This window comes from Actinokineospora sp. (assembly GCF_052390155.1).
Classification (GTDB): Bacteria; Actinomycetota; Actinomycetes; order Mycobacteriales; family Pseudonocardiaceae; genus Actinokineospora.
The window spans coordinates 20,838-33,628 of record NZ_JBQTHF010000053.1 but is presented as its reverse complement, the minus strand read 5'-3'; the positions used below and the strand labels follow the sequence as shown (position 1 = coordinate 33,628).

14 protein-coding genes are annotated in these 12,791 nt (G+C 70.6%); 6 read left to right on the top strand and 8 right to left on the bottom strand.

The annotated features are described in order from the left end of the window. Positions 1–26: 26 nt before the first annotated feature. A complete protein-coding gene (locus ACT4N7_RS18350) occupies positions 27–926 on the bottom strand; it encodes an AurF N-oxygenase family protein (RefSeq protein WP_444829983.1) in 900 nt (299 codons plus the stop codon). A 128-nt stretch (positions 927–1,054) separates the two neighbouring features. On the opposite strand from ACT4N7_RS18350, the gene ACT4N7_RS18345 reads away from it, so the two are divergent. The 3 genes from ACT4N7_RS18345 (at position 1,055) to ACT4N7_RS18335 (ending at position 3,463) form a co-directional block, all read left to right on the top strand. Next, positions 1,055–2,017, top strand: coding sequence for an SDR family NAD(P)-dependent oxidoreductase (locus tag ACT4N7_RS18345; protein ID WP_444829982.1), 963 nt, complete (start codon positions 1,055–1,057; stop codon positions 2,015–2,017). Between the two features lie 71 nt (positions 2,018–2,088). Next, a complete protein-coding gene (locus ACT4N7_RS18340; RefSeq protein WP_444829981.1) occupies positions 2,089–2,667 on the top strand; it encodes a glucosaminidase domain-containing protein in 579 nt (192 codons plus the stop codon). Positions 2,668–2,803: 136 nt separating this feature from the next. After that, entirely contained in the window at positions 2,804–3,463 is a 660-nt protein-coding gene (locus ACT4N7_RS18335; protein WP_444829980.1) for a sigma-70 family RNA polymerase sigma factor, read from the top strand. A 68-nt stretch (positions 3,464–3,531) separates the two neighbouring features. Here ACT4N7_RS18335 and ACT4N7_RS18330 read toward each other — a convergent pair whose 3' ends face one another. From ACT4N7_RS18330 to ACT4N7_RS18315, 4 genes are all read right to left on the bottom strand, one after another. Next, positions 3,532–4,323, bottom strand: coding sequence for a hypothetical protein (locus ACT4N7_RS18330; protein ID WP_444829979.1), 792 nt, complete (start codon positions 4,321–4,323; stop codon positions 3,532–3,534). A 2-nt stretch (positions 4,324–4,325) separates the two neighbouring features. After that, positions 4,326–5,303 (bottom strand): DNA-processing protein DprA, encoded by a 978-nt coding sequence (locus ACT4N7_RS18325; RefSeq protein WP_444829978.1) that lies wholly within the window; start codon positions 5,301–5,303, stop codon positions 4,326–4,328. Positions 5,304–5,477: 174 nt separating this feature from the next. Continuing rightward, positions 5,478–5,837, bottom strand: a complete 360-nt coding sequence (locus ACT4N7_RS18320) for a nucleotide pyrophosphohydrolase (RefSeq protein WP_444830010.1) — start codon at positions 5,835–5,837, stop codon at positions 5,478–5,480. 79 nt (positions 5,838–5,916) lie between these two features. Then, complete coding sequence (locus ACT4N7_RS18315) at positions 5,917–6,120, bottom strand: hypothetical protein (protein ID WP_444829977.1); 204 nt, start codon at positions 6,118–6,120, stop codon at positions 5,917–5,919. Between the two features lie 192 nt (positions 6,121–6,312). On the opposite strand from ACT4N7_RS18315, the gene ACT4N7_RS18310 reads away from it, so the two are divergent. Next, complete coding sequence (locus ACT4N7_RS18310; RefSeq protein ID WP_444829976.1) at positions 6,313–8,025, top strand: sensor histidine kinase; 1,713 nt, start codon at positions 6,313–6,315, stop codon at positions 8,023–8,025. After that, the gene (locus ACT4N7_RS18305) at positions 8,022–8,657 is read left to right on the top strand and encodes a response regulator (protein ID WP_444829975.1); all 636 of its coding nucleotides are present in this window, start codon (positions 8,022–8,024) and stop codon (positions 8,655–8,657) included. Before ACT4N7_RS18310 ends, ACT4N7_RS18305 begins: the two co-directional genes overlap by 4 nt. 16 nt (positions 8,658–8,673) lie before the next feature. Here the strand turns inward: ACT4N7_RS18305 and ACT4N7_RS18300 are convergent, their stop codons facing one another. Then, the gene (locus tag ACT4N7_RS18300) at positions 8,674–9,321 is read right to left on the bottom strand and encodes a DUF4232 domain-containing protein (protein ID WP_444829974.1); all 648 of its coding nucleotides are present in this window, start codon (positions 9,319–9,321) and stop codon (positions 8,674–8,676) included. Between the two features lie 276 nt (positions 9,322–9,597). Between ACT4N7_RS18300 and ACT4N7_RS18295 the strand changes: the two genes are divergently transcribed. Then, positions 9,598–10,845 (top strand): MFS transporter, encoded by a 1,248-nt coding sequence (locus tag ACT4N7_RS18295; RefSeq protein WP_444829973.1) that lies wholly within the window; start codon positions 9,598–9,600, stop codon positions 10,843–10,845. Positions 10,846–10,957: 112 nt separating this feature from the next. On the opposite strand, the gene ACT4N7_RS18290 is transcribed toward ACT4N7_RS18295, so the two are convergent. Beyond that, positions 10,958–11,764 carry an ABC transporter permease gene (locus tag ACT4N7_RS18290; RefSeq protein ID WP_444829972.1) on the bottom strand — a complete coding sequence of 269 codons (807 nt, stop codon included), beginning with the start codon at positions 11,762–11,764 and terminating at the stop codon, positions 10,958–10,960. Beyond that, positions 11,761–12,774 carry an ATP-binding cassette domain-containing protein gene (locus tag ACT4N7_RS18285; protein ID WP_444829971.1) on the bottom strand — a complete coding sequence of 338 codons (1,014 nt, stop codon included), beginning with the start codon at positions 12,772–12,774 and terminating at the stop codon, positions 11,761–11,763. The genes ACT4N7_RS18290 and ACT4N7_RS18285 overlap by 4 nt, the downstream gene beginning before the upstream one ends. Positions 12,775–12,791: the final 17 nt, after the last annotated feature.

Genomic DNA, 12,791 nt, shown 5'->3' with positions numbered 1-12,791 from the left:
CACCTCGGCGCACCAACGAATTCCGGCTAGCCGAGCAACTTCGCGCGCCGCCAGACAGTCCTCGACGGACCGCCGATCATGCCGACCTCGGCGAGGAACTCGACGACCTTCTCGACCATCCAGCGCCGGGTCTCGCGGAAGTGCGGGTTGGCCAGCGCCGCCGCCCGGCCCACCCGCGGGGCGATGCCGACCGACCGGTAGACGCGCGGATCGACCAGCGAGTCGATCACCGCGAACGACGTGACCGCGGTGGCCAGCCGGTGCAGTTCCAACTGCGCGCGGTTGAGCTTGGGCACGCCGCGCACCACCGCCTCCCGCGCGTAGCGGACGTGCCGGGCCTCTTCGATCACGTGGATGCGGTTGACCATCCTGATCAGCGGCTGCATGTTCGTGTCGTCCATTGTGCTGCGCTGCAATCGATCCGTGGCTTCCTCGGCCACGAGCACGGCGGCGAACATCGACGGGCCGCCCGCGACCGCCTTGAACACGCGGCCGAGTTCGTGCAGCAGCCGCGACGGGCCGTAGGCAGGCACCTCGAAGCGCTCGATGGCCTTGGCGAACATGATCGTGTGCCGGGTCTCGTCGCCCACCTCGGTGAGCGCGTACTGGGTGTGCGGGCTGCGCGGGTCGCGGTCGTAGGCGTAGCGGACGAGCAACTGCATCAGGATGATCTCGAACCACAGCCCGACGCTCGCGATGCTGGCCATCTCGTGCTTGGACAACTCGGTGCGCTGCTCGGGGCTGAGCCCGCGCCACAGGTCGGTGCCGTAGAGGGACACCCGTTCGAGCGGCATGTACGCCTTGCCCTCGACCGGCGGCGCGCTCCAGTCGATGTCCAGGTGGGGGTCGTAGGTGTTGCGCACCGACGCGTCGAGGAGTCGGGAACCGACCTGGTCGGCGTCTCTGGACTGCCGGGCACGCGCCATGTCCTCCACCCTTCGAGCATGTTACGACAAGTAACAGTTACTTCAGGTTGCGCGATTCGGGCCCTCTTGTCAAGCTTGTCCACTGTGGACATTCAGCGGGCGGCCCGCGCCGCGACTAGCGTCGAGCCATGAGCGTGGGCACGAACATCCTGGACACGGTGCTGGACCGGGCGATCGTGCCCGGGTACACCAAGATCGGCTACGCGATGCGCAGCCGGTTCTGGCCCGCCGACGCCCGCCCGGACGCGCTCGACGGGTGCACGGTCCTGGTGTCCGGGGCGAACTCGGGCCTGGGCAAGGCCGCGGTCACCGGACTCGCGCGGCTCGGGGCCACGGTGCACCTGCTGGTCCGCGACGCGGCGAAGGGCGAGCGCGCCCGGCGCGAGGTTGCCGAGCAGGTACCCGGCGCGCACCTCGAACTGTGGACGTGTGACGTGGCGAACCTGGCGAGCGTGCGGGAATTCGCCGCGAAGTTCCTCGCCGCGCACGGCAGCCTCGACGGGCTCGTGCACAACGCGGGCACGCTCCCGCCGCGGCGGGAGGAGACCGCCGAGGGCAACGAGGTCACCCTCGCCACGCACGTGCTCGGCCCGTTCCTGCTCACCGGCCTGCTGCGGCCCGCGCTGGCGCACGCGCGCGGTCGGGTGACCTTCGTGACCTCCGGCGGGATGTACACCAGCCCGCTGCGCACCGACGACCCGCAGTACACCCGCGGCGAGTACGCGGGCGGCAAGGCGTACGCGCGGACCAAGCGCATGCAGGTGGTGCTGGCCGAGCAGTGGGCCAAGCGGCTCGCCGACGACGGTGTGATCGTGCACAGCACGCACCCCGGCTGGGCGGACACCCCGGGCGTCAGCGCGTCGCTGCCGGGGTTCACCAAGGTCATGGGTCCGCTGCTGCGCAGCCCGGAGCAGGGCGCCGACACCATCGTGTGGCTGGCAGGCGCGGTCGAGCCGGGCCGGGTCAGCGGCAAGTTCTGGCACGACCGGCGGGTGCGGCCCACGCATTACCTGCCCTGGCAGCACGACGACCCGCAGACCCGCAAGGAACTGTGGGACCTGTGCGTACAGCGCACCGGGCTGGTCGTCTGACTCGACCGGGTGACGTCGGGTTGCGGCTCCGGTCGACGCCGTCAACGCTCGGATCGACGAGCGGAGGCACGATGCGCATCTGGCTGACCATGGTCGGGGTTCTCGCCGCGCTGCTGGTGGCGCCGGGAACGGCCGCGGCCACGATCGACCAGGACCGGGTGCGCGCCGAAGCGCTGCGCGGCACCGACGACGAATACCTGGCCATTGCCGGTCCCGCCGCCCAGGCGGTCGCCGCCGAGTACGGCATCCCGGCGTCGGTCACCGCCGGACAGTCCATTCTGGAGTCGGCGTGGGGCCGCAGCAGGCTCGCGCTCAACGACCTGAACTTCTTCGGCTTCAAGTGCACCGCCGCGGGCCCCGGCCCGATCGCCGTCGGCTGCCACGACTACCCGACCATCGAGTGCACCCCGGACTGCCACCCCGCGCAGGCGCTGTTCCGGGTCTACACCTCGATGACGGACTCGTTCCGCGACTACGGCCGGTTGATCACCAAGAGCCAGTACTACGTCGCCGCGCTGCCGCTGGCCGCCGACCCGGACGCGTTCGTCACCGAGGTCGCGAAACGGTACGCGACCGACCCCGAATACGCGGCGAAGGTCATTCGGATCATGCGGGAAAACGACCTCTACCAATTGGACCGCCCAGTGTGATCAGATGTACGCGGTGTGCAACGGGACCGAGAAAGACGCCGTAGCGCCGAAATAGAGGCTTCCGACCTGTATTTCGGCGAACCTCCCGCGCTCTGTTAGGGGTGAGAGTCACCGCCCTTGGCGCAGGAGGTACCCGATGTTGTGCACGGTGGAGCTGGACGAAGAGCTCGCGGCGCTCGAAGCCTCGCTGAAGGACATCGCGAAGCCCGTCCGGTTCGGCCCGCGCCCCGTTGTCCGCGTCGAGCGGGACAACCTCGATGTCGTCGTGTCCGCCGCGATCGCCGGGGACGCCACGGCGGTCGACCAGTTGCTGGTGTTCCTGCGCCCGCTGGTCGTGCGGTACTGCCGGGCCAAGCTCGGCCGCATGCCGCGCTCGTTCAGCAGCGCCGACGACGTCGCCCAGGAGGTGTGTGTCGCGGTGTTCCGCGCGCTGCCGGGCTACCAGCAGCTCGGGCGCCCGTTCCTGTCGTTCGTCTACGGCATCGCCGCCCACAAGATCGCCGACGTGCACCGCGCCAACGCCCGCGACAAGTCCGACCCCACCGCCGAGGCCCCCGACGTGATGAGCCTGGAGGACGGCCCGGAGCAGATCACCCTGCGCCACGAACTGGTCGAGCAGACCGGCACGCTGCTGCGCGCTCTCACCCCCCGCCAGCGCGACATCCTCATCATGCGCATCGTGATGGGCATGTCCGCCCAGGAAACCGCCGACGTCGTCGGCACCACCCCCGAAGCCGTCCGCGTCGCGCAGCACCGCGCGCTGAACCGCCTGCGCAAGACGGTCACGCGCGGCTGAGACTCCCGCACAGGGGAGCCGCCGGTCGTGTCCCGCCCGGGGAGGGACGGGACACGACCACCGCGGCCTCAGGCCAAGCAGTCGCCACCCGCGACTGGACAGACCATCGCGTCATACGGGTCGGCACAGCGATCGAGCAGGAGCTTGTGATCTTCCCAGTCGTCCCGGCACCACCGAGCGACACAAAGCACCGTCACCCACTTGGCCCCAGCGTCGTGCAGCGTCACGGCAGCCGACTGCGCCTTCGCTCCAGATGTCCAGGTGTCCTCGACCAGCAGGACATGGCGGTCACGGACGCGGTCGGCGTACTCGGCGGGAACGACGAATCTGTCCTCGCGAACGGTTCGGTCGGGCATGGCGGCGAAACCCGGACCGATACCCAACAGAAGGCGATTGCGACTCTCGTTGTTCGTTTGGATCTGACGAGCCAATGCCGCCAACGGATGCGTGGCTCCCGGGCGTTTGTCCGACGGCACGAAGGTCACCGCTGACCACGGCTCTCCTGCGGCCCTGGCAATGCATCGGCCGTGCAGAGCCTCGGCAACGCCGATCATCATCGCCATGTCTTTCGCGCACTTCGGTGCCGGCTGAGGTTGCTGCCGCTTGTAGGTTACAACCGTGTGGGCGGACTGATGTATCGATCCGACTGTCCGCCCACGGACGTAAGTCAGGATGACGACCACGTCGGCTAATCGGTCAGCGAACCCGGCGGCGTGCTCTCGACATTTCGGACACAATGCTCCGGCGGCAGGCCCCGTGCACACAGCACAGGTCTCGCCGTCGACCCGGATGGTGTTGCGAAAGAATGCGCCAACCCGCTGCCGCAGCATCTGTTGGAGCTGGACCGCCACCGTGTTCATGACTACCCGCGCGCCGATGCCAGTAGGCGAGCGAACTCCTGGTCGTGCCGAATAATCGAGTCGACATGGCCCACTACGTCCGCCGGTGTCGATGCAACCAGCACACCCGGCTGCCCGTGCAAAGCTCGTCCCCATTGGGTGCCCAAGGCGACGGAGTCCATCAGGATAACCGGCCTCCCGTGTGCGACTGCTGTTCGGGCTTGGATCCGGGCACCGCTCTTCTCGCCTGCCTCGACAATTACCGTCGCTCGCCCGTACGCGCTCATCGTGGCGTTCCGCATCGGGAAACTCGACTTCGTCGGCGGCGCATCCGGCCAGAACTGGGAGAGGACAAGTCCATTCGTCGCAATTCGATTCTGCAGGTCACGGTTCGCGGCCGGATAGTGCCGCTCGATTCCGGTGCCGATGACGGCGACCGTCCGTCCGCCGTGGTCCAGTGCCGACACATGCGCCGCTGTGTCGAGCCCGGCAGCCAAACCCGAGATGACCGTGAGGTCCCGCTCGACGAGCAATCGCGCGATCTGCGCGGCGTTCGACAATCCAGTGGACGAGGCCGTGCGTGCGCCCACGACGCAGACGCCGACATCATCGGCACGCAAAGTCCCACGCGCGAAGATGACCGGCGGAAACTGGTGGACTTCGCGCAACTGCACCGGGTAGTCGTGATCAGCAAAGGTGAGGAACCGATAGTCCCCGTCATTCCACGCGATGATGTCGCGTCGCGCTTGGACTATGACATCGTCGGAGGTGAACAGATCCGGCGGACACCGCTGGTCCCAGATCATCCGAGCACTGTCCGTACCCGCGACCTCCGCGGCGACCTCGGACCAGGACAACCCAGACGGGCGCACCCGCAGGAGTGCGACCAGCGCCGCTCGCTCCTCGTCGTCCCACCGGGCCATGCCGGACACTTTAGAGCCGGCGGGGCGGATCTCTCGATCAGCCCCGCCGAACGGATCGGCCACCGTCTCGTTGGTCATCGCCCCTTCGCCATCTCCTCCCGTCAGTCATGCTCGAACATATGTTCTATCATGCACTATCATCACCCTGAGATGGCCCTTCAGGCAACACCGCGACGTTGCAGGTGCGTGGCATCTGGTCACCCGCGAGTCGCACCTCTCGACGGCACCTTGCCTGCCATTCGGGCGCGACGGTTATTCGGGGCTCTCGGTGGGGAGTCTGCGCAAGCCCGATGGGCCCGCGGACACCGGAAAGCGGACCTCGTTGCGGTCGATCTTGGCGTTGGCGGCCGCGATGAGGTCGACGTCGAGGACGTCGGCCAGGCGGATCAGGTAGAGGAGGACGTCGGCCAGTTCGTCGGCGATCTTGGGGCCGGTGACCGGGTCGGTCGACGCGGCGGCGGCCTGGTCCGGGGTGAGCCACTGGAACAGCTCGGTCAGTTCGCCGACCTCGCCGGTCAGGGCCATCACCAGGTTCTTCGGGGTGTGGAACGGGCCCCAGTCACGGGCCTCGACGAAGGCGCGTTGGCGGGCGGTCAGCTCCGCCAGGGTCATCGGTCCGATGTCGGCTTGGTGCGCGGCACGATCCACCGGGTCAGTCTCGCAGACTTTGCCGGGGGTTCTGCCAACCCGGCTAGACCGCGGGCATCGGGCGGCGGCGGGCCGCGCGGGCGTCCTCGGCGGCGCCGACCTCGGCCTGGCGGGCCGCCCGGGTGCGGTTGTGCTTGCGTTCGTAGAGCTTGGCGTCGAGGTCGACGATCACCGGGCCGATGGCCATCACCAGCAGCAGGCCGAGCCCCAGCACGATCCCGATCCAGACGAGCACCGCGGTCACCATCTTCGAGCACCTCCAGGTGTTGTTTCGCTGCTCACAGCCTCTCGCCGAGACCGGGTCCGGCGGATCGGTCGGACGGGTGGGACACGGTGGCCGACCGGCCCGCGCTGGGGCGGCGGGCAGTGGCCGATCGGCCGACCCGCGCGCGCCACTCGGCCGAGGCGGGGGCGGGCGCGCGGCCCTAGGTTCTCCGCCATGGACTCCCAAGCAACCGCGCGCCGCTGGTTGGCGGGCCTGCTCGCCCTGGCCTACCTGTTCGACCTGCTCGTGTTCGGGCTGGGCGGCGGCGACGTGCTGGCCGCCGCGCTGCCGCTGCCGCTGATCGCGTGCGTGTTCCTCGCGCTGCGGCTGCCGGTGGTGGGCGCGCTCGCCGGGGTGGCCGCGGTGCTGGGCACGTCGGCGCTGTTGCGCGGGGTGGGCGCCGTCGACCGGGGGTTCCCCGGGATCGATTACCTGATGCTGACCGAGGGGCTGGCGGGTGCGGCTTTGGTGGTCATCGTGGTGTGGCGGTGCGGGCGCTGGGTGGCCGCCGGGTGCGCGACCGCACTCGTGCTGGCCGCGGTGGGCTCGATGGCCATCCGGGCGCCGCGGCTCGGCACGATGGTGGACCGGGGGCTGGTCTACACCCTGTTGACCGGGCTGGTCGTGGTGAGCGGCGCGGTCGCGCTCGGCGTCCTGTTGCGGATGTCGAGCGAACAGCGGCTCGACCAGCCGACGCGCGAGTTCCTGCGCGGGCAGTGGCCGCTCGGCGCGGCGCTCACCTTCCTGTTCTTCATCGACCTGGTGGCCGCGGTCGACTACTTCCAGTTCCGCGACGCGCGGGCGTTGTTCGCGCTGGTGCCGGTGGTGGCCGCGTTGGCGACGGCGGGCTGCGCGTTCCTCGGTCCCCGCGCGGCTGTCCGCTGGACGATCACCGCGGCGGTCGTTGCCGCGGTGGCCGCGCTGACCCTGGCCCCGCTCGGGCTGGTGATGGGCACCTTCTCGGTGTTCCCCGCGCCGCTGACGATGGCCGCCGCGCACATGGCGCTGGTGGCCTACGTCGTGCGCTACGCCGACCGGCAGCAGGCCGCGATCAGCGTCGGCGCGCTGGTCGGCGCCGACCTGCTCGCGGTCGCGATGACGGCGTTCGTGGGCGGCAGGCCGAGCGAGCTGCGCGAGTTCCTGCTGATCGCGGCGTTCCTGCTGCTGCTGTCGCTGGCCGCCGGGCAGTACTTTCGCGCGCGCGACCGGGAGCGCACCCAGACCGTGCACGTCGCGGTGACGGGCGCGCAGCAGGCCGAGCGGATGGCGCTGGCCCGCGAGCTGCACGACGTGGTGGCCCACCACGTGACGGGGATCGTCGTGCAGGCGCAGGCCGCGTCGCTGGTCGCGACGGCGAACCCGACGGCGGCGGTGGTCGCGCTGGGCAAGATCGAGCGCAGCGGCACCGAGGCGCTGGCCGCCATGCGGATGCTGGTGGGCAGCATGCGCGGCGCGGCGCCCGCGGGCAGTTCGGCGGCGGCCAGGCAGGCGACCACGGATCTGGCGGCCGACCTGCGCGCGCTCGCCGACGACTTCACCGGACCGACAGTCCACATGGAACTGGACCTGCCGAGCACGCTGCCGCCGGAGGCGGGCGGCTCGGTGCTGCGGCTCGTGCAGGAATCCCTGACCAATGTGGGCAAGCACGCGGCGAACGCCCGGACGGTGCGGGTCGACATCAAGACCACAGTGGACGAACTGCACGTGCGGGTGACCGACGACGCCGAGACGGCGGCGGTGCGGCCGACCGGCGGGTCCGGCGGCTACGGTCTGGTCGGCATGCGCGAACGGGTCGACCTGCTCGGCGGCCGGTTCGCCGCAGGCCCGGGCGAGACCGCGGGCTGGACCGTGGACGCCCGGATCCCGCTGCGAAAGGACGAACCGTGATCCGCATCCTGATCGCCGACGACCAGGAGATGGTGCGCGCGGGCTTCCGAATGATCCTGGAGACCCAGGACGACATGGAGGTCGTCGCCGACGTGGCCGACGGTCTTGCCGCGGTGGCGCGGGCGCGCGAACTGCGGCCTGACGTGTGCCTGCTCGACATCCGAATGCCCGGGCTGGACGGCCTGGAGGTCACCCGGGCGCTCGCGGGTCCGCAGGTGGCCGACCCGCTCAAGGTCGTCGTGGTCACCACGTTCGACCTCGACGAGTACGTGCACACCGCGCTGGCCAACGGCGCGAGCGGGTTCCTGCTCAAGGACGCGGGCCCGGCGCTGCTGATGGAGGCCGTCCGCGCGGCCGTGCGCGGCGACGCGCTGGTGTCGCCGCAGATCACGGTGCGCCTGCTGCGGCACTTCGCGGCGAAGCCTGTCGAGCCCGCGGTGGCGCTGACCGAGCGCGAGACCGACGTCGTGCGCGCGGCGGCCCGCGGGCTGACGAACACCGAGATCGGGACCGAGCTGTACCTGTCGCTGTCGACGGTGAAGACGCACCTCGGCGCGGTGCAGGCGAAAATCGCCGCCCGCAACCGGGTCGAAGTGGCCGCCTGGGCCTGGCGAACCGGACTGATGCGTTAATGCGGCGACCACCGCACTAGCGGACGGTCTTCACGGTGAGCTGGTTGCCCGGGGGCGATCCGGCGCAGCCCAGGCCGGGCAGCGGCAGGAACATCGACGCCGTGTCGTGCGGCGGGTAGACGCGCAGCCCGCGCACTTCGGTCGGCTTGCACACCGCGGCGTCGTAGTTGCGCACGTTCACGAAGCCGATGTCGGCAGCGGCACTGTCCCCGGGCGCCAGGTTGATCGGCGCGCCCTTGGTGCCGACCCGGTAGGCCGCTGGGCCGACCTGCTGACCGTCTTCCCCGGTGACGTAAGAGACGCCAGGGAAGCCATGGATGGTGCACGTGCGGGAGCCCTTGTTGGTGAAGACGACCGAGCGGTAGACAGTGCCTGCCGCGGCGTCGCCGTCCTTCGCCGCCAGGGTCAACTCGGCCGCCTTGCAGTCGGTGGACGGCGACGCCTCGACGGGCGCCGGTGCGGGCACCTGGCCCCCGGCCGCACTCGACGGCGGCGGCGCCGCCTGCTCGACGGTGGTCGACGGCGGTGCGGCGGCGACCTCCGACGGGGTGAAGGACGGAATCGGCGGCGCGGCGGCGGGCTCGGCGGTGCCGCCGCACCCCGCGAGCGCGGCGAGCAGCAGCACCCCGCTCGCGGCGAATCGCCTGGTCGTGTGATGGTGCATGGTGACCCTGCCTCCAGACATGCCCCGAACGGCTGGATGGTCCACTGGAAGGACGGACGAAACGGCCCGAGGGTTGCTTGCCCACCTCATACCTCCACAATGGGGCAGGATCCAACCGAGCGCATGTCGGGCAGCTGATTCCCAGGGAGCACGCCCCGGGTGGGAAGACTCCCGCCCATTCGGAGGTACTGGCCCGGCGAGAGCGGACAGTAGCGTCGCGACCATGGTGGGTGCTGGGTCGGCGCGATTATCGCTCGTGCCGACAGCGGTGAGCACGTGAGCGCGGACCGCCGACTGAGCTGGCTGCTCGGGTCGAGCGCGTTGTCCAACCTGGGCGACGGCATCGGCAAGGTGGCGTTTCCGCTGCTCGCGGCCAGTCTGACCCGTGACCCGATCCTGATCGCCGGGCTCTCGGCGACAGCGTTCCTGCCGTGGCTGCTGTTCGCCCTGCTCAGCGGCGCCCTGATCGACCGGGTCGACCGGCGCCGGGCGATGCTGCTCGCCAACCTGACACGCGCGGCCATCGTCGGCGGCCTCGGGGTGCTCGTGCTGGTCGACGCGGTCTCGATCTGGTTGCTCTACGCCACCGCGCTGCTGCTCGGGATCGTGGAGACAGTGGCCGACAGCGCGGCGCAAGCGCTTGTCCCGGCCGTGGTCGACCGCGCCGAGTTGGAGTCGGCCAACGGCAAGCTGCAGTCGGTGGAGATCATCGGGCAGACGTTCCTCGGCGGCCCGCTCGGCGGTGTCACGTTCGCCCTGTTCGCGGCCATGCCGTTCCTGCTGAACTCGGCCGGGTTCGCGATCGCGGCCGTGCTGCTGGTCGCCCTGCACGGGCGCTTCCGCCCGCAGACCACCGGTCCGGCGCCGCGACTGCGGCACCAACTCGGCGAGGGGCTGGCGTGGCTGCGCGGCAGGCAGCTCATGGTGCGGCTGGTGGTGTTCGCCGCCGCGATGGCGTTGGTCAGCGAGTTCGCCCAGGCGCTGCTGGTGCTCTACGCGCTGCAGGACCTCGGCCTGAGCGCGGCGGCGTTCGGCGTGTTCGCGCTGGTCGGCGGCGGGGGCGGGCTGTTGGGCGCGTTCGTGGCACCCCGGCTCACCCGGGTGCTCTCCCGGCGCGCGGTGCTGACCTTGGCCGTAGTCGCGTGTGGCGCGGGCTTCGCCGGGATGGCCGTGGTCACCGAGCCGATCTTCGCGAGCCTGCTGTTCGGCCTGTTCGCGGCGGCGGTCGTGGTGGTGAACGTGATCCTGGGCGCGCTGCGGCACACGATGGTGCCCGAGCACCTGTTCGGCCGAGTGCTCGGCGTGTGGCGGACCGCGGTGTGGGGCGCGATCCCGATCGGCGCCCTGATCGGCGGGCTGCTGGCGGCGGGGCTCGGGACGCGGGCCGTGTTCGCGATCTCGGGGGCACTGCAGGTGCTGCTGGCCTGCTTCGTGTGGGTGGCGCTGGCGCGGCACATCGACGCGGCGGACTCGCCGGAGGACGCGCCCGTGCGGGTGCCCGAGGACGAGGCCGCGACCGCCTGACCCACGTGGCGCCCCCGTTGCACGACACGGGCGGGACGGAAGGCTGTCGATCTGCCTTCCGACCCGCCCGACTCAGTCGTCGTCCACGCCGCCACCAACGACCGGGTGGGGCCTACTTCGCTGCCACCTTGCGGTACTTGGCGACCGCGATCGGCATGAAGATCGCCAGGATGGCCAGGCACGAGACGATCGCGTAGAACGTCGCGTGCTGGGACGGCCAGGTGTCCGAGCGGCCGAGGATGCCCGGGCGGGGGTTGCCGAACAGGTCCCGGGCCGCGTCGGCGACCGCGGTGACCGGGTTCCACTCGGCGAACACCTTGAGCGGGCCGGGCATGCTCGACGCCGACACGAAGGCCGACGAGATGAACGTGACCGGGAACATCCAGATGAACCCCGCGCTCTGCGCGACCTGGACGTTGCCCGACAGCAGGCCGATCCACGCGCCGATCCACGACATCGCGAACGAGAACAGCAGCAGCATCCCGTAGGCCAGCAGCGCGTCGAACAGGCTGCCGCGGATGCGCCAGCCCACCAGCAGGCCGCAGACCGACATGACCAGCAGGCCCAGCGCGCTGACCACCAGGTCGGACGTGGTGCGCCCCAGCAGCACCGCGGCCCGGGACATGGGCAGCGACCGGAACCGGTCGATCACGCCCTTTTCCAGGTCGGCGGCCATGCCGATGGTCGTGTACGCGGAGTTGAACGCGACCGTCTGGGCGAAGATGCCGCCCATCAGGAACTCCCGGTAGGCGTCCGGGTCCTGACCGATGCTGCCACCGAAGACGAACGCGAACAGCAGCACGAACATGATCGGCTGCAGGGTGGCGCCGAGCAGCAGGTCGGGCTGGCGGCGCACGTTCATCAGGTTGCGCCAGGTGACGACGCCGCTGTCGCGCACGTTCGCGCTGACCACACTCATCGGGAAGCCCCCTTCTTGCCCTTGCGCTTGCCCGCGGGCTCGGCCGCGGGCTCGTCCTCGACCGCGTGGCCGGTCAGCGACAGGAACACGTCGTCAAGCGTCGACCGGTGCAGCGCGACGTCGAGGACCCCGACACTCTCCTGATCGAGCCTGCGCAGCGCCTCCACCAGCGCCTTCGGGCCCGTGTCGACGGTGACCGAGACGCGGCGCGCGTGGTCGTCCACGGTGGGTTCGTCGCAGCCGACCGCCGCCAACACCTGGCTGGTCATGGCCAACTCGGCGACCTCGGCCACCACGATCTCCAGCCGCTCGCCGCCGACGGTGGCCTTGAGCTGGTCGGCGGTGCCGCTCGCGATGACTTTGCCGCGATCCATCACCAGGATCGTGTCGGCCAAGTGGTCGGCCTCCTCCAGATACTGCGTCGTGAGCAGCACGGTGGCGCCGTCCGCCACCAGTTCGCCGATCACGTCCCAGGTTTCGAGCCTGCCGCGCGGGTCCAGGCCCGTGGTCGGCTCGTCGAGCACGACCACGGCGGGCTCCGCGACCAGCGCCCCGGCGAGGTCGAGCCTGCGGCGCATGCCGCCGGAATAGGTCTTGGCGGTCCGGTCGGCGGCCTCCTGCAGCCGGAACCGGGACAGCAGCTCCCGGGACCGGGAACCCGCGGCCGAGCGGCTCAACCCGTAGAGCCTGCCGACCATGTAGAGGTTCTCGTAGCCGGTGAGGTACTCGTCCACCGCGGCGTACTGCCCGGACAGGCCGATGCTGCGGCGCACGGCTTGGGGATCGGCGACAACATCGTGACCGGCGACGAACGCGCGCCCGGAATCGGGGCGCAGCAGTGTGGTCAGGATGCGCACCGTGGTGGTTTTCCCGGCCCCGTTGGGGCCGAGCAGACCTAGCACGGTGCCCGCGGGGATCTCCAGGTCGACGCCGTCCAGGGCGCGGGTGGACCCGAAGGTCTTCACCAGCGCCTCCGCGCGCACAGCGACCTGAGACGCGGACGGGGGCATGGGGGCCTCCATGGCGT

Coding starts and splice junctions, on each gene's coding strand:
- ACT4N7_RS18320 (WP_444830010.1), bottom strand. CDS start 5,837: ATGACCCTGGCGGAGCTGACCGCCCGCCAACGCGCCTTCGTCGAGGCC.
- ACT4N7_RS18290 (WP_444829972.1), bottom strand. CDS start 11,764: ATGAGTGTGGTCAGCGCGAACGTGCGCGACAGCGGCGTCGTCACCTGG.
- ACT4N7_RS18330 (WP_444829979.1), bottom strand. CDS start 4,323: ATGAACACGGTGGCGGTCCAGCTCCAACAGATGCTGCGGCAGCGGGTT.
- ACT4N7_RS18300 (WP_444829974.1), bottom strand. CDS start 9,321: ATGCACCATCACACGACCAGGCGATTCGCCGCGAGCGGGGTGCTGCTG.
- ACT4N7_RS18310 (WP_444829976.1), top strand. CDS start 6,313: ATGGACTCCCAAGCAACCGCGCGCCGCTGGTTGGCGGGCCTGCTCGCC.
- ACT4N7_RS18345 (WP_444829982.1), top strand. CDS start 1,055: ATGAGCGTGGGCACGAACATCCTGGACACGGTGCTGGACCGGGCGATC.
- ACT4N7_RS18325 (WP_444829978.1), bottom strand. CDS start 5,303: ATGACCAACGAGACGGTGGCCGATCCGTTCGGCGGGGCTGATCGAGAG.
- ACT4N7_RS18340 (WP_444829981.1), top strand. CDS start 2,089: ATGCGCATCTGGCTGACCATGGTCGGGGTTCTCGCCGCGCTGCTGGTG.
- ACT4N7_RS18335 (WP_444829980.1), top strand. CDS start 2,804: ATGTTGTGCACGGTGGAGCTGGACGAAGAGCTCGCGGCGCTCGAAGCC.
- ACT4N7_RS18315 (WP_444829977.1), bottom strand. CDS start 6,120: ATGGTGACCGCGGTGCTCGTCTGGATCGGGATCGTGCTGGGGCTCGGC.
- ACT4N7_RS18285 (WP_444829971.1), bottom strand. CDS start 12,774: ATGCCCCCGTCCGCGTCTCAGGTCGCTGTGCGCGCGGAGGCGCTGGTG.
- ACT4N7_RS18350 (WP_444829983.1), bottom strand. CDS start 926: ATGGCGCGTGCCCGGCAGTCCAGAGACGCCGACCAGGTCGGTTCCCGA.